Source organism: Adhaeribacter aquaticus DSM 16391 (genome assembly GCF_000473365.1).
GTDB lineage: Bacteria > Bacteroidota > Bacteroidia > Cytophagales > Hymenobacteraceae > Adhaeribacter > Adhaeribacter aquaticus.
This window is the reverse complement of record NZ_KI421517.1, coordinates 1,650,941-1,669,173: the sequence shown is the minus strand read 5'-3', so window position 1 is coordinate 1,669,173 and position 18,233 is coordinate 1,650,941. Positions and strand designations below refer to the sequence as shown.

Genomic DNA, 18,233 nt, shown 5'->3' with positions numbered 1-18,233 from the left:
TACAAACTTATTTATCTCCAAAAATCCGGACGAACATTTGAACCTTTTAATGTGCAATCGGTGCAATTGGCAGTAGAATATAAATAATCTATAGTAATATTGGCCGAATCTACCGGGGCAATTATAATAAGGGCTCCATTAGCTACATAATTCCACGGGTTTTGAGAACCTCTTGGTGGAGGGGGAAAATCCTCGCTTAAAAGGCCAATCCGGCAATCTTCATATCCTGTTTTGGAAATCCAACTAGCAGGCAAATTGAGTTTGTCAATAAATATTCTTTTTTCTACCATAGTAGTAATGCCAACATAACCCAATACCGGTTCATTTGGATCGGACAGGCATTCTATATTGCCAGAAACTTGAGTTGGCTGCGGATCAAAGAGTGTTCCTATTTTTTCGGTATTAGTTCTCAATGCTTCCCAATACTGGTATTCTTCTTTAGTTTGAGCAAATTGTCGTACTTGAATGCTATATTTATACCTTAATTTTTCGGAGTTCTTTGGATGAAAAACCAATGGATGATTGACAAGTTTATTGACTGAAAGTTTTTCTGTTGAAGTTAAGTTTATCTTCGAAGGTTTCTCTGAACGCCAGCATCTGTAAATGTTTTCATTCCTCGGAACTAGCCGGTTGTTTTTATAATCTAATACAGATTGGCCGATTGAAGTAAATTCCCACGTTTCATCGTAATCCCAGCGGTAGTAAGTCGGTTGTTCCGGTCCACCCTCCGAATTTATAGCTATTTGCAAGCCTGTACTTTCAATATTGGGAGAAATTTCAAAGTCAGGTGTAAAAATAACAGGCATAAAATTGCTTGCATATTCCTTATTCCAAGCTGTTTTAATGTAAAGCCGGTATTTTTTTTGTGGATCTAAATTAAGATTAGCCGAATTATAGATTCCTGTTTTTGATTCATGTAAAGCAAACTGGCCTCCTTGTTCTTCCTGGATATATAGTAAAGCTTTTGCTTCTGGTTGAGGTTTCCCGGTTTCAGCTATCCGCTGGCTACGCGATAGGTTTATGGTGGTAGTTCCACTGCTGTTTATAAAACCATCTACGACTAAATAGCTATGAACAGAATCTACAACATCAGGTACATAAGAATCAATGCAGGCAGTGGCTAGCAGCAAAAAGCTCCAGCAAATAACCTTTGTTCCTATGTAAAATGGTTGCTGCATTTAAAATTTGAAGTTGTAGGTAACCGTTGGAATAGGCTGACCAAAAATCGATAGCTTATAACCATTTATTTTACCGTTTTCGGTTTTAAAATATACAGAATAAGGGTTTTTGCGGCCGGTTAAGTTATACACAGATAAAGACCAGGAACTATGCGATAACTTCCTTACTTTATGGTTGCCCTCTATGTTCATGGCAAAATCCATCCGGAAATAATCTGGCACCCGATACTCATTGCGCTGGGAGTAATAAACCCGTTGGGCACCACCGATTTCGTATTTAGCTAAAGGCAACGTTATTGGCCGGCCAGTGCTGTAAGTGGCATTCAGGGAGGTGCTAAACCGGCGGCTGAAACGGTAGTTACCTATTAATGTAAAATCGTGAGGCTTGTCAAAGTTACTTGGGTAGTATTTTCCATCATTTACCATATCGGAGGCTAATGCCGTATTTACCCGTACTAAGGTGCGGGAATAGGTATAACTGGCCCAACCATTAATTTTTCCGGTTAATTTTTTCACCATCAGCTCTACCCCATAAGCTTTTCCTTCAGCATTAATAACATCTGTTTCTATGTGGTGATTAAGAATAAGCGTGGCGCCATTTTTATAATCAACAAAATCGCGCATGCTCTTGTAGTAAGTTTCCACAGAGGTTTCAATGGTGTTAGAACGCAGATTACGGTAATAGCCAATAGCATATTGGTCGCCAATTTGCGGGCGAATGTACCGGTCGCTCAATTTCCAGATATCGGTAGGCGACATAGAGGCAGTATTGGAAAGCATGTGAATGTATTGACGCATGCGGTTAAAACTGGCCTTAACAGAAGAGTTATCAGTTAAAATATATTTGATGGAGGCCCGGTATTCGGGGCCATGGTAGGTGGCCATTACCTCTCCATTTTTGTAGTGGGTAGTGTCAATGATGGAGCTTTCATTCCGGGACAGGCCGGAGGTATACTCAAATACATCTTTAGGTCCTAAAGCTTTGTACATAGAGTAGCGTACCCCTAATTGCACCGCTATACGTGGACTGATATTGATTAAATCAGAAATATATAAAGCAGATTCCTGTCCCTTTTCATTTGATAATATGTTAGGAGCAATTAAGGATTTACTGCCCAGCGGGGTTTGGCTACCCGGAGAAACTTGATATAAAATAGTACTGGCACCAAAGTCTATGGTATGCGTTGGGTTCAGAAAAAAGTTAAAATCAGCCTGAACGTTAGATTGGTTTATGCCATACGTTAGTTTAGAGGCTGTACTTTCATGTTTGTCGCTGGTAATATTATAGTTAAATATACTGTGGGCACCGGTTAATACACCATATAATTTGTTGTTAAAAATATGTTTCCATTTCAAACTGGCATTTCTGTTCATGTATTGAAAGGCCGTATCAGTTCCCAGTTTAAATTTATCCTGGCTTTGGTAACCGGTAGCATAAATTGTATTTTTATCATTGATTTCGTGGGTGATGTGGGCATTTACATCATAAAAAGAAGCTTCACTTTGCCTCAAGGTACTATTAGGAAGCTGTTTCAGAATCCAGTCAGAATAGGTGGTTCTGCCGCCAATAATAAAAGAGGTTTTATCTTTAACAATAGGTCCCTCCAACGTTAGCCTGCTGGTTAGAAGGCCAATGCCTCCCGAGCCGGCAAACTGTTTTTTATTTCCATCGCGGGTACTAATCTCTAAAACCGAAGATAGCCGACCACCATATTTAGCTGGTATGGCACTTTTATACAACTCTACCGTTTTTAAAACATCCGGGTTAAAGGCCGAGAAAAAGCCAAATAAATGCGAGGGGTTATAAATAGTAGCATCATTAAACAAAATAAGGTTCTGATCGGTGGCGCCACCCCGTACGTTCATGCCGGTACTGCCTTCGCCAACTGATTTTACGCCCGGTAAGGTTAAAATAACGCGTAAGATATCGGTTTCGCCAAAGGCAGTGGGTACCTGTTTTAAAGTTTTTATATCTAACTTTTCCAAACCCATTTGCATGCCTGCCACATTTTTGTCTTTTTCGGCTTCAATTACCACTTCTTTCAAATTGGTAATATCTTCTTCTACCTCTATTTCTAATTTGCCATCGGAGTGGAGCATAATTTGCCGGCGGGTATTTTTAATTCCGACTCCTTTAATTTTAACTTCGTGCCGGCCAACGGGTAAGGTAAGCGAATAATAACCAAACTGATCGCTGGTACCACCGATTAGTGGTGCTTCAATATAAATAGACGCACCAATAACGGCTTCACCGGACTTAATATCCCGTAAATGACCAGCAATAGTAGCTTTTCCGCTGCCATTGGCCGACCGGCTGTTTCCTATTTCGTAAAGTTTAAGTTCGGAAGTACTTCGGGTTCGCGGCCTTTCCGGTTCTGCGGTGTTTGTATTTATTACATTGTTTTGGGCAATGACGGCCCCTGCTTGTCCGGGAGTGAAGAAATTGGCGGGCAGATTTAATTCAATGGCCCGCCCTTTAGTTATATAAACCTGATTTTCCTGGTCTATGGCAAATGTGAAATTAATAGGTTTCAGCGCTTGCTCCAGTACTACCGGCAGAGGTTTGCCTTGTACTTGTAAATTTACTTTAATGGTATCCATTAAAGCTGGGTCATAATAAAACCGGTAAGTCGAGTTCGCTTCAATTTCCCGGACAAACTGCTCAAATTTTACATTTTGGAAATCGCCAGTAATTAATTTAGTATTGTTTTGCTGACCCAGAACAGGCAAAAGAACTAAAAAACTACCCAATGCAATTAAAAGGGTTCTGTAAAAAAATACCATAGGTTAGAAAGGTAGGGGCAACTAAAAGATTTGGTGTGGTTCAGGTATGATTAAAAATAGTTATTGAGGCAAACTGTTGTAGTGCCTTACTATTTTTACCAAGGCGTCTTCGCGTTTATGCTTAAAGTTAATTTTGTTGGTCCGGGCAAAGGCTTGCAATTCTTTTCTTTTTTCAGGAAGTAAGCTCAAAATTGTTCTTTTTTTATCTACCTCAAACAATTTGTTTCCTTTCAGAACATAAAATTTGTCTTTTAACTCAAATACCTTATAAATGCCGTCAGTTTCTTTAACTTCCTGAATTTCTTTTTTTCTTTTAGCCAGCAACTTAATTTTTCCATCGAGGAGAAACTCGTAAAAACCAGCTTGGGGAAGGTTGCTGTAGAGGCTGTCTTTCTGTAAACGATAAAAATGATGATCATTATAAGTGAAATCTTTTACTTTCTCACTTATCAATTTGATGGAGTTGCCATTTGTTAGTCCCTCTACCACTAATTGATCCAGCACAGTATCGTATAGTAAAGGGACATCTCTAAATAACAGGTTATCATAAGTAACAGTGCCTTCCGTGATTTCGTCGTTCTGGAAAAATTGGTGCCCCACAAAACCCCGATCATAATTTACGTATTGAGGGCCATTGTATAAATGCGACTCCTGGTTTAAAATTTTGGCATGAACACTAATAACGTTTGAGACAGATGTAGCCAGAAAAACAGAATCAGATTTTAGATTCTGGCTAAAAGAAAATTGAGCAGATAATAAACTCAAAAAGAAGAAACTGTAAAAAGTGGTGGCCTTTTTATTCATAGTTCTTAAGTGCTGATAACTGGAATAGTTGCACTAATAAAATTTCTCAAAAAGGTACAGAAAAATCTTCTTTACCTCCAAATATCCAACAGCTTTTCTGAAGATAATACCTAACAATAGGTAAAAAGAGAACAAAAAGAAAACAACAAGGGGAAATGCTTGGCTATAATGCTAAATCAGCCAATTAAAGAAGAAGTATATTTAATATGCTGTTATATGTAAAGCTTTTAATAAGAAGTTACTTAATCTACTTCAAAGGTTTGGGGTAGGGTGAAGCTTAACTGGTTGCTTTTGCTGCGGCTGTTTAGTTGCTGTAAAAAATCATCCAGATCAGTTTTATATTCTATATGGTAATCTTCGTGCAAATTTTTCCGGATTAACTGCATGGTCCGGAGTACTAACCGGGCAGTAGCTACAAAAAAACTCTTAAAACGGCTTTCAAACTGGCCCGTGAAGTTGTCGAAAATTAAACGCAGCAAATAAATGTGTAAATCAATTTCAGCTTTTACGTCTTTGGTAATTCGTTTAAATCGGGCAATTTCCTTCGTAGATTTCCTAAGGGATCGGGTGATGCTTTTAGTCAGGTTTCTGCCGGTTAATCCATACATTAAATCATGAATTTTTTCGGAAGTCTCGGTTGTTAGTTGTTCCAGGGTAATATCGGGTAACAACTCATAAGAAAATAAATCATAAAGTTCGGCGTCCCGCCGCACAGCCCGTAACAGTAATGTTTCTTTTTCTTTGTCAGATAATTGTTTTATGGCTTTTTTAAAGTCGGCGGACGGAACGGGCATACTACCTTTTTCTTTTAAGGGATGTTAGTTTGCAATATTACTAATTTATAAGCGTAAGGTTCTTTTGCGTCTTTAAATCAGCTTTAAGAATAAGGTTTTTTAAAAAATAAGAACCTAAATGAATTAGTTAAAAGTATAATAAAAATAGGTTGGGTTGGAGGTTATAATTAAGTTGAATCCTTTTAAAAATCAGCTTAATTTCGTAAATTTGCTGCTATGAATACAGAAACAGAAATAGCATTTCAGGAAGATGTATTGCTTCTGGAGGAAGTAATAGACCTGAAAAATCTGGTCGTTTATAACGATGATGTGAATACATTTGATCACGTTATAGATACGCTTATTGCTGTATGCAAGCATACGCCTGAGCAGGCTGAGCAGTGTACCTACCTTATTCATTATAAAGGCAAGTGTACCGTAAAAGTTGGAACGTTTGAGGAACTGGAGTCCATGTGCTCAGCCATTCACGATCGCGGTATATCAGCCGATATTGTTTAACCTGATACTATTGGATGAATTTTCCGTCAAAGTTAATTGAAAATGCGGTTGAGGAGCTGGCAAAACTTCCGGGAATTGGCCGAAAAACAGCTTTACGCCTGGTGCTTCATTTGCTAAAAGGCGATACTGAAGATACCAAGGCTTTATCGGAGGCGCTTGTAAAAATGCGTGAAAACATCACGTATTGCAAAACCTGCCATAATATTGCTGATACTGAAATATGTGATATTTGTGCTAATCCGTTACGCGACCGCAGTTTGTTGTGTGTGGTTAGTGATATTCGGGATGTTATTGCTATTGAGAATACCAGTCAGTATAAAGGAATTTATCATGTTTTAGGGGGTGTTATTTCTCCTATTGAAGGAATAGGCCCCTCCGATTTAAATATTACCTCGTTGGTGGAGCGGATTCCGGGTTCCGAAATAAAAGAGGTAGTTTTAGCCATAAGTCCTACTATGGAAGGCGACACTACCGCATTTTACATAACCAGAAAGCTCCGGGATTACAACCTTAAAATATCAACTATTGCCCGTGGAGTTCCTGTAGGTGGTGAGTTGGAGTATACTGATGAAATAACCCTAGGCAGAAGTATTATTGAGAGGACCTCCTACAGTAAATAATAATGCTGAAGAATCTTTTACAAAAGGCTACCGGTTTTCCGGTAGCCTTTTTATTTTGATGCATAGGCTAGTTATAGTACGGTATGTCGTTTTCTAATTTGAGAAGTTGTAGAAATATATAATAAAGCTATTATGTTTCCTTGCCTGTATTTTACCTCAAGAATGATAAAAGGAACGAAATTTGTCTTTGAAATTCGATTGGTTTTTTAGTGGTTTATCAACTTTATGTATGCTATAGCCTTTCCCCTAAACCATTAAAAACCTTAATTTTTTTTTTAATAGACTTATAAATTAAATAATTGATTTTAAATCTTTAATTTTGCCCAAAATTCATAAAAAATCATGCAATCAACAGAACAGGTAACCAGTTTTTTATCCGACAGGATAACGGCACTGGCCGAATCACAAACCATCGCGATGGCGAAAAAAGCCCGCGAACTGGCTGCTCAAGGACATGATGTAATCAACCTGAGCTTTGGAGAACCAGACTTTCAGACGCCGCAATACATTAAGGATGCTGCTAAGAAAGCCCTGGATGATGGATTTACATTTTATACTCCGGTGGCTGGTTACCCAGACCTGCGTCAGGAGATTGTGGCCAAGTTAAAGCGGGATAATAACCTGGATTATAAACCTGAAAATATTGTTGTTTCTACCGGGGCTAAGCAATCTATTGCTAACGTGATTATGACGTTGATTAACCCAGGTGATGAAGTAGTTATTTTCTCGCCTTACTGGGTGTCTTATGAAGAAGTAGTAAAATTAGCCGAAGGGGTGCCGGTTTTAGTAAAAGCTTCTATCGATAACGATTTCGTAATTACACCGGAGCAATTAGAGAACGCCATTACTTCTAATACCAAATTAGTAATGTATTCTTCGCCATGTAATCCAACTGGTTCTGTATTCAGCAAAGATGAATTATTAGCTTTTGCCCGTATTCTGGAGAAACACCCGCAGATTTTTGTAATGGCGGATGAGATTTATGAATACATTAATTTTACCGGCGAGCACGCCAGCATGGCGCAATTCGATTTTATTAAAGATCGCGTTATTACTGTAAATGGTTTCTCTAAAGGATATGCCATGACCGGCTGGCGCGTTGGGTATATTGCTGCCCGTAAAGAAATTGCTGATGCCTGTGATAAAATGCAAAGCCAAATTACTTCCGGTACGTGTTCTATTGCCCAGAAAGCGGCAGTAGCGGCTCTTAAAGGAGGTCGGGGTGCTTCAGAAGAAATGAGCGCTGCTTATTTACGTCGTCGGGATTTAGTTTTAGGTTTAATGAAAGATATTCCGGGCATCGTAACCAATGTGCCGCAGGGAGCTTTTTATATTTTCCCGGATGTTAGTGCTTACTTTGGTAAAACCACACCAGACGGACAAAAAATTAACGGTTCTTTTGAATTAAGCATGTTCATCCTAAATGATGCTCACGTAGCTGCTGTAAGCGGTGATGCTTTTGGTGCGGATGAATGTATGCGTTTCTCTTTTGCAGCTTCTGACGAAAAGTTAAAAGAAGCCATGGAGCGTATTAAAGTTAGTTTGGCGAAATTACAATAAATGCCGGCTTCCGCTAGTTTACAATCCTTGTTCGAGGCGTTTGATCAGCTCACTGTTTTAATTGTGGGCGATGTGATGATAGATTCTTATTTGTGGGGCAAATCAACAAGGCTTTCGCCGGAAGCACCGGTGCCCATAGTAAATGTTTTAAAAAGTGAAAAAAGGTTAGGTGGTGCCGCTAATGTAGCCCTGAATGTTCAGGCATTGGGCGCCACCGCCTTACTTTGCTCTGTTATTGGCGATGACCAGGAGGGGGCAGACTTAATTCGTTTATTAGAGGAAAAACAACTTTCTACTGATGGTATTATCCGTAGCCCTGAACGCATAACTACTGTTAAGCAACGTATTCTGTCGGGTGGCCAACAACTCCTCCGGATTGATTGCGAAGTCGAATCAGATTTAGTAGAACACGAAAACCGGCATCTGCTGGAACGTTTCGAACAATTACTGCAGCAGGCAGATGTAGTTATATTTCAGGATTATGATAAAGGGGTTTTAAACCAGCAGAATATAGCTGAATTAATTGCCCTTAGTCAGCAGAAGAGCATTCCTACAGTTGTAGACCCAAAAAAGAAAAACTTCCTTCGCTATAAAGGTTGTACCTTATTTAAGCCCAACTTAAAAGAGTTAAAAGAAGGTTTGAAAGTAGACTTTGCTGATGCCAATCTGGAAGCTTTTGAAGAGGCTGCCTCCGATTTACAAAAAACTTTACAAACTGAAAATATCCTCATAACCTTATCTGAAAGAGGCGTTTTCTGCATGGCTAATCAAGCCAAGACTTATATTCCAGCGCATTTGCGCACTATTTCCGATGTGTCGGGAGCCGGGGATACCGTAATAAGTATTGCAGCGGTTTGTATAGCGCTTAACCTGCCTTTACCCCTGGTGGCCGAGCTATCTAATTTAGGCGGTGGTTTAGTATGTGAGCAAGTAGGAGTAGTGCCCTTAAATAAACAAAGCTTATACAAAGAAGCCGTTTCCTGTAAAATATTGGAAAAAGATAAGGCCCTAAAAGTTTAAGGCCTTATCTTTTTTATTAGTCTTCTCATTTCCAATTGGCTACTCAGGTAATAAAGGTAAACTTCCTCCCTGTATATCTGAATATAATACTCCTCAAAGTTCAGTTACTCTGGCTCTAATCAAAAACATTCTAGATTGCTTTAATTTTAGCATGTAAGCTAAAATTGCATGGAAGAGCTTGAACTTCTTTTTATCTTTGCTACATGTACAAATCCCTGCTGCGCCCTTTATTATTTAAAATAGATCCGGAAACAGTTCATACTTTTTCTTATTCAGCTATCAAAACCGGATTTAAAGCACCCTTGTCAAAACAATTAAGTAAAAAAATGTTTTGCCTGGAGCATCCTAAGCTAGAACGAAAAGTTTTTGGTTTAACTTTTCCTAATCCTGTAGGGTTAGCTGCCGGATTTGATAAGAATGCCTTACTGGTTGATGAGTTTGAAAATTTTGGATTTGGGTTTTTAGAAATAGGAACCGTTACTCCCCGGCCCCAGCCTGGCAACGATAAGCCAAGACTGTTTAGATTACCTACTGATCAGGCTTTAATTAACCGAATGGGATTTAATAATCAGGGCGTAGAAGTAGCCGCTACCCGCTTAAAGTACCGGAAAAGCAATATTATAATTGGCGGCAATATTGGAAAGAATAAAAATACTCCTAACGAAGAGGCTTTACGGGATTACCAATATTGTTTCGAATCGCTTTACGAGGTAGTGGATTATTTTGTGGTAAACGTAAGCTCGCCGAATACCCCTGATTTACGGGCGCTTCAAGATAAAGAACCATTGCGTTTTCTGCTGGAAGCTTTACAACGCCGGAATGCCCTTAAGCCCAAAGTTAAACCGCTATTACTTAAAATTGCTCCGGACCTAAATCAGGAACAGTTAGATGATATAATTGAAATAGCTATCCAGACCAAGCTTGATGGTATAATTGCTGCAAATACAACAGTAAGCCGGAAAGAATTAAAAACCGACAAAGCTACTTTAGAAGCCATGGGAGCTGGTGGGGTAAGCGGTCGGCCTTTGAAAGAAAGATCAAATGAAATTATAAAATATCTCCGCCAGCACTTACCTGAATCTATTCGCATTATTGGTGTAGGCGGTATAATGACGCCCGAAGATGCCCTGGAAAAGCTGGCTGCCGGAGCAGATTTGATTCAATTATATACCGGTTTTATTTACGAAGGACCTTCTTTGGTAAAACAAATCAATAAACGGATTCTGCAGAGCTAACAGTACTTTATCCTGAGATTTTAGGAGGCAATTTGCCTGAAAAAGTGTAGATTTGATATAATTATTGGAGCATGGCAAATAATACGTATAAAAGTGAAGTGGGAGCGCCTCGCGCTAAGAACGTGCCACGAGGGGTGAACGAGCCCATGAGTAAAAGTGCCGCAAAGGGCCCCAAGAAAGAAAAGGTAAAATTTTTATGGCCAAAAATTAACCTTTCTTTTCTTAATTTTTTCCTGGATAGACGCTTTCAGCTTTTTTGGGGCTTTTTCTTTTTACTAGGCTCCCTTTACCTTTGTATTGCTTTTGTTTCTTATTTGTTTACTGGTCATGCCGACCAAAGTGTAGTAGAGGCCCTGCCCACTACCGACTTAAAAGAAGCTGGTATTGAGTCGGAGAACTGGTTGGGATTGGTTGGGGCCTGGCTTTCAAATTATTTTATATACGAAGGTTTTGGCATAGCTGCATTCTTCTCGGTTCCTATTTTCTTTTTCTTGGGATATAAAATTGTTTTCCGAAGCCGAAATATTTCCCTGTCGTACATTACCACTTTATGCCTGTTTAGCCTGTGTTGGTTTAGCCTTATGTTTGGTTATATGGTATTAAGAACTAATACCGTAGAAGCTTTTAGTTTTTTAAGCGGAGCAGTGGGTTATGAAACATCCCTTTGGCTTGACAGCCTTATTGGCTGGGGAACCATTCCTTTGTTGGGATTCTTTTTAATAACTTTTATTATTTTCTTTTTTAATATTACCAGTTTCTCTACCGGAAAGAAAGTAGCGGCAGAGGTGGTAACCGCTACGGCCAATACTTTTGCCGAGCAACCGGCTACTTATGAGCAAATGTCAAAAGGCGTAAATCAATATGCTAACCCAGCTGCCTCCCTGGACGAAGATGAATTAGACACACAAGAAGAGGAGTTTGAAGAAGAGGATGAGCTGGGAAGTGAAGACGAAATGCCGGAAGCGGATTCGGAAGAACTTTTTGAAGAAACGGTAGAATTAGAACTTAAACCCGCTCCTGTTGCGGCCCAAGTGCCTCGCGCCGTAGTAACTCCTCCAATAGTAACTCCTCCAGTAAATACACTGGCTTTAGATATAGAACCGGCTGCCATTGAACCCGATATATTTGCTGAAGAAACTGAAATAGAAGAGGACCTTTTTGAAGATGAAAAGGAAGTAGTAGACCTTAAAATTAATAAAATACCGGAAGAAGAAATAGGTTCTTTAAGTGAAAATTATGATCCTACTCTGGATCTGGCCCGGTACCATTATCCAACGCTGGAGTTGTTAAATGATTATGCAGCAGCTAGGGTGCAGGTTTCAAAAGAAGAGTTGGAGGCTAACAAAGATCGTATTGTTGAAACTTTAGGAAATTACAGCATTGGTATTGCCAGTATAAAAGCTACCATTGGTCCAACGGTAACTTTATATGAAATTGTACCGGATGCCGGCGTGCGTATTTCCAAAATTAAAAATTTAGAAGATGATATTGCCTTAAGTTTAGCGGCTTTAGGAATCCGGATTATTGCCCCTATTCCAGGAAAAGGGACCATTGGTATTGAGGTGCCAAATAAGAAAAAAGAAATGGTTTCTATTAAGTCCATTCTTTCTACCGAAAAATTCTTGAAAAGTGAAATGGATTTACCCATTGCTTTCGGAAAGACTATCACCAACGAGGTATTTATTACGGACCTAGCTAAAATGCCTCACTTACTTATGGCGGGAGCCACTGGTCAGGGTAAGTCAGTTGGTTTAAATGCCATCCTTACCTCCCTTATTTATAAAAAGCATCCTTCTCAGCTTAAGTTTGTTTTAGTAGATCCTAAGAAAGTAGAACTATCTTTATTTAATAAAATAGAGCGCCATTTCTTAGCTAAGTTACCTGATTCTGACGAACCGATTATTACCGATACCAAAAAGGTAATTAATACCCTTAATTCCCTTTGTATGGAGATGGATATGCGGTATGATTTATTAAAGGATGCCGGCTGTAGGAATTTAAAAGAATATAACTTAAAATTTGTAGAGCGCAGGTTAAGTCCTAAAAAAGGCCACCGTTTTATGCCTTTTATTGTGTTGGTAATAGATGAGTTGGCAGATTTAATGATGACGGCCGGGAAAGAAGTGGAAACCCCGATTGCTCGTTTGGCCCAGCTTGCCCGGGCAATTGGTATTCACTTAGTAGTGGCTACGCAACGGCCATCCGTAAACGTAATTACCGGTATTATTAAAGCCAACTTCCCTTGCCGGATATCTTTTAAAGTAACCTCTAAAATAGACTCCCGCACCATTTTAGATACGGGCGGTGCCGATCAGTTAATAGGGCAAGGGGATATGTTATTTTCAGTAGGATCGGATCTGATTCGTTTGCAATGTGCTTTCGTAGATACGCCGGAGGTTGATCGTATTTGTGATTTTATTGGTAATCAGCAAGGATATGATGATGCTTATTTATTACCGGAGTTTGTGGGAGATGAAAGCGGAAATGAAAAAACTGACTTTGATCCCTCTACCAGGGATTCCATGTTTGAGGAAGCTGCCCGCATTATTGTAACCCACCAGCAAGGAAGCACGTCTTTGTTGCAACGCCGGTTAAAGCTTGGTTATAACCGGGCTGGAAGGTTGATTGATCAATTAGAATCAGCCGGAATTGTGGGGCCTTTTGAAGGAAGTAAAGCCAGGGAAGTTTTAATTCCGGATGAATACAGTTTGGAACAGTTATTGAATAATATAAATAAGTAATAACTAGACTGTATCAATACAAACCATATATGAAAAAAATAACTCTGTTTCTGTTCCTGTTTTTGGCAATAATAACTTTTGCCCAGGCACAGCAAGATCCCAAGGCCGAAAAAATATTGGATGCCATGAGCAAAAAATATCAAGCCATGAAAGCCTTTAATGTGGATTTTGTTCAAACCATGGAAAACTCCACCAATAAGGTAAAGGAAACCATGCAAGGCAATATTACCATTAGTGGTGATAAGTTTCGGTTAAAAATAAAAGATCAGGAAATTATAAATAACGGAAGCACGATCTGGACTTTTATGAAGTCTGAGAATGAGGTTAATATTTCTGAAAGTGATCCGGACGATCAGCAAATGTCGCCGAATGCTATTTTTAACTTGTATAAAAAGGGCTATAACAAATACGCTATTGTGGATGAAGTAAAAGAAGCGGGGCAGGTTTATCAGGTTATTGAATTAGCACCAGAAGATAAAAATAACCCTATTTTCAAGGTTCGCATTCAGATAAACAAGAAAGATAACAGTGTAAAAAGCTGGAAAATGTTTCGGAATAATGGAAACCGTTATACCTATACCATTAAGCAGTTAAATCCAAACCCGGTGGTAGATGCTAATACCTTTACTTTTGATAAGAACAAATACAAAGGAGTAAAAGTGGTGGATCTTCGTTAAGATTAAAAATTTGAATAGAAAAGAGTTGTTTCAGAAGAGGCAACTCTTTTTTTATGGCTAAAAGTTAAAGTAAAATCTATTTTAAAATTTGAATTAAATTAGTTTTGCAGATATAATTTCCAGTATGACCAGAGAAGACCTATTTTCCCAGATTCAGAAAAAGCAATCCTATTTATGTGTTGGTTTAGACGCTGACATAAAAAAGATTCCGTACCATTTACAAAAAGAGGCTGATCCTATATTTGCATTTAATAAACAAATAATAGATGCCACTGCTGATTTTTGTGTTGCCTATAAGCCAAATATTGCTTTTTATGAAGCTTTAGGTCCAAAAGGGTGGGAGAGTTTAGAAAAAACGCTGGCTTATATTCCTGAAAATATATTTACCATTGCCGATGCCAAACGTGGCGATATAGGAAATACTTCGGAATTATATGCCCGTACTTTTTTTGATTATTTTAATTTTGATTCTGTAACAGTTGCGCCATACATGGGACAGGACTCTGTAAAGCCTTTTCTTATTAAGGAAGGTAAATGGGTTATTCTACTGGCTTTAACCTCCAATCCCGGATCTCAGGATTTTCAGTTGATGTCCATCGCTGAAGAGAAAAAAGCCCTTTTTGAAGTCGTTTTACAAAAAAGTCAGGAATGGGCTACGCCTGAACAACTAATGTTTGTAGTAGGGGCCACCCGAGCCGAGTATATAGAGCGCGTACGTAAGATTGCTCCTGAACATTTTTTGCTGGTTCCGGGTGTAGGTGCCCAAGGTGGTAATTTGGAAGAAATCTCCCGGTTGGGGATGAACAAACAGTGCGGTTTATTAGTAAACTCAGCCCGAAATATTATATACGCTGACAATGGAACAGACTTTGCTAAAGCTGCCCAGGTAGAAGCTAAGAAAGTACAACAGGAAATGGCCCAGCTGTTAGACAAGTATCTGCCCCGGTAAATTTTCCGTAAGGTTTGTTTGATTCAGCGCAAGACCTTTTATTGTTTTACCTTCTATGAAAGAAGATTTTCTGCATTATGTATGGCAGCACCAGTATTTTGATAAAAAAGATTTGGCAACTGCTGATGGGGAAAGTTTTCAGGTTTTACGCACAGGCATCCTGAATACAAATGCTGGACCGGATTTTTTAGGAGCGCAGGTAAAAATGAATGAAGTAACCTGGAACGGGAGTGTCGAAATTCATCTGAAGTCTTCGGATTGGTATAGACATAATCATCATAAGGATCCTAAATATGATCAGGTGATTTTACACATGGTTTGGGAACATGATCAGGTGGTAAAGCGTAGAGACGGTACTATAATACCTGTTTTAGAGATAAAAAATAGGGTGCCAGAAGCGCTCCTCCAAAATTACCTGAATCTGACGGCCGACAAACCCACACTTCCTTGTGCTCCATTTGTTTCTGAGGTTCCGCATTTGACCAAACTAACGATGACCGATAGAGTGTTATTGGAACGGCTAGATGAAAAGGCTTGCGTTATCCAGGAATTGTGGCAGAACAATAAAGCTGATTGGGAAGAAACAGCTTATCAAGTTATTCTAAGTAATTTTGGCTTTAAGGTAAATCAGGAACCATTTCTACGGTTAAGCAAAGCTTTACCCTATTCGGTTATTAGGCGGCACCAGCACCAACGCTTGCAGATAGAAGCCTTACTTTTTGGGCAAGCAGGTTTTTTAGAAGAACCACTCTCATCTGATCAGTACCAGCAAAGGTTAAGCCAGGAGTTTGCCTTCTTACGGCACAAATATAGTTTACAAGACTCCTTAACTGTTTCAGACTGGAACTTCTTTCGGTTACGGCCAGCTAATTTTCCAACGGTCCGGCTAGCTCAGCTGGCCTCCTTGTTACTAGGTAAAAGCCACTTATTTGCTACTTTAGTAGAATTAGAGAATATAAAAGATTATTATAATTTTTTTGAAGGAAGGGTTTCAGATTATTGGCAGGAGCATTACATGTTTAGCAGACAAAATAAAACGCTCAAAACAGGTTTGGGAAAGGCAAGTAAAGACAACCTCCTGATAAATACCGTTATTCCTTTAATCTTTGCTTATGGTCGGTATTTGGACAACCAGACTTATATTAATAAAGCTTTAAGTTTGTTAGAGCAACTTAAACCAGAGGAGAACCATAAAACTAAACAATATAAAGCTCTTAACTTCCAGTTTTTATCTGCTTTTGACTCACAAGCCTACATTCAGTTATACAACCAGTATTGTGCTCCGCGGAAATGTTTAAGTTGTTCTATTGGTCACTACATCCTGAAAAATACTAGGGCATGCCAATAAGCATATTATACCTTTTATTTAATATCTTATTACTGGCTGGCCTTGTTTTTTTACTCTGGCGACAAGAACCAGATACTTTTTTGAAGAAACTATTTTTTCCTGCCCTCTTTCTAAAAATAATGTGCGGAATTGGACTAGGTTACTTTTATATAAATTATGCTAACGGGAGTGATACCTATAGATATCATACCCAGTCCCTAGTAGTTTATGACTATTTTCAGGAACATCCATCCAAATACTTCTACTTATTGCTTAGCCAACCTTACCAAAGCTCAACGTTCCGCCACCTAATAGATTTTGCCACCTATTCCAATTCTTATTTTCTGGTGCTGGTTTTAAGTTTGTTAAATATAATAACCAACGGCAGTTATTATTTAAATTCCGTTTACTTTTCTTTGTTTTGTTTTTTTGGGGTTTGGCAATTAATCAGGGTGCTAAACCACCTTAATACAGAATATAAAGTGCCGGTCGTTTTCTCTTTTTTACTTTTCCCTTCCGTTGCTTTTTGGTCCTCAGGGGTTATGAAAGAACCTATTTATTTAGGTGCCCTTTGCTGGTTATTTGCCGCAACGCTTACGATCGCGTACCAGGAAAGAAATAACAACTTTCTGAAGCATTTATTACAAGGAATAATTGCGGCCTATTTGGTTTGGAAAATGCGTTATTATTTTGCTGCTGTTGTTTTTCCATTGCTTTTTAGTTTCGCTTTGGTAAAGCTTTTAGCAAATAAATTAAAACTTTCTGCATCAAGAAGAAGGACCATAGTGATATTCGGAGGTTGGATTTTGGTTATAGCTTTATTTTTAAGCCAACTGCAGACAACCCTTAATCTAGAATTCTTTCTAGAGCAGCTTATGAAAAATTACCATACGCTGCTAAAAGCCTCGGAAGGAAAACCTGTAATAGAATTAACAAACTTAGAGCCAACGGTTTGTAGTGTTATGTTACACGCTCCGTTAGCCCTGCTTCAAACTATTTATAGACCTTTTTTGGGAGAAGGAACTTCTTTTTTTTATTGGGTGGCTGGGTTGGAAAACTTATTTATTTTAGGGCTTTCAGCCTTTTCATTAATAGGATTCATAAAAAAATCACCTAAAGAAATTACCTTTATTTTTATAATCATGGGTATCTATATATTGGTGGTAGGAGCTTTGCTGGGCTTAACTACTCCTAATTTTGGTACCCTCAACCGGTATCGCATTGCCATTCTCCCATTCCTGGTTTTTATTCTTTTACAAGGCTCTTTTACCTATTGGCGGTTTCGGAAGAAAACATAAATCTGAATTGTAAAAGAATGATTTTAAACACGCAAATGTTCTAGTTGTACTGTAGAAACTAATAAAGTAATTTTGTCTCAGAATTAAAACAAAACGAAATGCAAAACCCCGTAATAATTGTAGGTGCTCAGCAACTAGGCAAAAATGCTTTAGATGTATTTATGAGCAATAGTGTAGTAGTTTATTGTTTTTTAGAAGACAACAAGGAGCTGCAACAAAAAGAAGTAAATAATATTACGGTAATGAGCAGTAGCGATGATCCTGAATTTCTGAAGTTATTAGGAAAAAAATGTGAGGTTTTTGTAGCAGTGGAAGATACAGCAGGTCGAAAAAGCATGATAAATCTGTTAAAGGAAGAATACCAGATTGTACCGGTAAATGGTATCCATAAATTTTCGTCAGTATCAGAAAACGCCTGGTTAGGCCACGGGAATCTGGTAAATGCTGGTGCTGTTATAAATGCCAACGTAAAAATAGGGAACCATTGCGTGGTCCATTCCAATGCCGTAATTGATGCCGAAGCTATTTTGGGAGATTTTGTACAGGTTGGAGCAGGAGCCATCATCAACCCGGGTGTTGAAGTTGAAGAAGAAGCTTTTATTGGCTCCGGCGCAATAATTGTAGCAGGGGTGAAAATTGGTAAAAAAGCCCGGATTGGGGCTGGTTCTGTTGTGGTTTCCAATGTTGCGGCTAACCAAACTATGTTTGGAAATCCGGCCCAGAAAGTTTAAAAGATTGTTTTCTTGGT

The 18,233-nt window shown here is 38.8% G+C and carries 15 protein-coding genes; 11 read left to right on the top strand and 4 right to left on the bottom strand.

Features of this window, described 5'->3' with window-relative positions:
- Nucleotides 1–11 precede the first annotated feature (11 nt).
- From ADHAQ_RS0109455 to ADHAQ_RS0109440, 4 genes are all read right to left on the bottom strand, one after another.
- Nucleotides 12–1,178 carry a DUF4249 domain-containing protein gene (locus tag ADHAQ_RS0109455; protein WP_026462728.1) on the bottom strand — a complete coding sequence of 389 codons (1,167 nt, stop codon included), beginning with the start codon at nucleotides 1,176–1,178 and terminating at the stop codon, nucleotides 12–14.
- Entirely contained in the window at nucleotides 1,179–3,962 is a 2,784-nt protein-coding gene (locus ADHAQ_RS0109450) for a TonB-dependent receptor (protein ID WP_026462727.1), read from the bottom strand.
- Nucleotides 3,963–4,022: 60 nt separating this feature from the next.
- A complete protein-coding gene (locus ADHAQ_RS0109445; protein WP_026462726.1) occupies nucleotides 4,023–4,766 on the bottom strand; it encodes a hypothetical protein in 744 nt (247 codons plus the stop codon).
- A gap of 242 nt (nucleotides 4,767–5,008) precedes the next feature.
- Nucleotides 5,009–5,560, bottom strand: coding sequence for a hypothetical protein (locus ADHAQ_RS0109440; protein ID WP_026462725.1), 552 nt, complete (start codon nucleotides 5,558–5,560; stop codon nucleotides 5,009–5,011).
- A 216-nt stretch (nucleotides 5,561–5,776) separates the two neighbouring features.
- Between ADHAQ_RS0109440 and ADHAQ_RS0109435 the strand changes: the two genes are divergently transcribed.
- From ADHAQ_RS0109435 to ADHAQ_RS0109385, 11 genes are all read left to right on the top strand, one after another.
- Entirely contained in the window at nucleotides 5,777–6,058 is a 282-nt protein-coding gene (locus ADHAQ_RS0109435; protein ID WP_026462724.1) for an ATP-dependent Clp protease adaptor ClpS, read from the top strand.
- Nucleotides 6,059–6,072: 14 nt separating this feature from the next.
- A complete protein-coding gene (recR, locus tag ADHAQ_RS0109430) occupies nucleotides 6,073–6,678 on the top strand; it encodes a recombination mediator RecR (protein ID WP_026462723.1) in 606 nt (201 codons plus the stop codon).
- Between the two features lie 342 nt (nucleotides 6,679–7,020).
- Nucleotides 7,021–8,238 carry a pyridoxal phosphate-dependent aminotransferase gene (locus tag ADHAQ_RS0109425; protein ID WP_026462722.1) on the top strand — a complete coding sequence of 406 codons (1,218 nt, stop codon included), beginning with the start codon at nucleotides 7,021–7,023 and terminating at the stop codon, nucleotides 8,236–8,238.
- On the top strand, nucleotides 8,239–9,258 hold the full coding sequence (locus tag ADHAQ_RS0109420; protein ID WP_026462721.1) for a bifunctional heptose 7-phosphate kinase/heptose 1-phosphate adenyltransferase: 1,020 nt from the start codon (nucleotides 8,239–8,241) through the stop codon (nucleotides 9,256–9,258). It abuts the gene before it with no gap.
- A gap of 203 nt (nucleotides 9,259–9,461) precedes the next feature.
- Nucleotides 9,462–10,493 carry a quinone-dependent dihydroorotate dehydrogenase gene (locus tag ADHAQ_RS0109415; protein WP_026462720.1) on the top strand — a complete coding sequence of 344 codons (1,032 nt, stop codon included), beginning with the start codon at nucleotides 9,462–9,464 and terminating at the stop codon, nucleotides 10,491–10,493.
- A gap of 71 nt (nucleotides 10,494–10,564) precedes the next feature.
- Nucleotides 10,565–13,234: an FtsK/SpoIIIE family DNA translocase gene (locus ADHAQ_RS0109410; protein WP_026462719.1), complete on the top strand. Its 2,670-nt coding sequence runs from the start codon at nucleotides 10,565–10,567 to the stop codon at nucleotides 13,232–13,234.
- Between the two features lie 29 nt (nucleotides 13,235–13,263).
- On the top strand, nucleotides 13,264–13,911 hold the full coding sequence (gene lolA1, locus ADHAQ_RS0109405; RefSeq protein ID WP_026462718.1) for an outer membrane lipoprotein periplasmic chaperone LolA1: 648 nt from the start codon (nucleotides 13,264–13,266) through the stop codon (nucleotides 13,909–13,911).
- A gap of 124 nt (nucleotides 13,912–14,035) precedes the next feature.
- Nucleotides 14,036–14,860 carry an orotidine-5'-phosphate decarboxylase gene (gene pyrF / locus ADHAQ_RS0109400; protein WP_026462717.1) on the top strand — a complete coding sequence of 275 codons (825 nt, stop codon included), beginning with the start codon at nucleotides 14,036–14,038 and terminating at the stop codon, nucleotides 14,858–14,860.
- Nucleotides 14,861–14,915: 55 nt separating this feature from the next.
- Nucleotides 14,916–16,208 carry a DUF2851 family protein gene (locus ADHAQ_RS0109395; protein ID WP_026462716.1) on the top strand — a complete coding sequence of 431 codons (1,293 nt, stop codon included), beginning with the start codon at nucleotides 14,916–14,918 and terminating at the stop codon, nucleotides 16,206–16,208.
- 119 nt (nucleotides 16,209–16,327) lie between these two features.
- Nucleotides 16,328–17,485, top strand: a complete 1,158-nt coding sequence (locus ADHAQ_RS0109390; protein ID WP_157433383.1) for a hypothetical protein — start codon at nucleotides 16,328–16,330, stop codon at nucleotides 17,483–17,485.
- 98 nt (nucleotides 17,486–17,583) lie between these two features.
- A complete protein-coding gene (locus ADHAQ_RS0109385; protein ID WP_026462714.1) occupies nucleotides 17,584–18,216 on the top strand; it encodes a NeuD/PglB/VioB family sugar acetyltransferase in 633 nt (210 codons plus the stop codon).
- The last annotated feature ends 17 nt before the right edge of the window (nucleotides 18,217–18,233 follow it).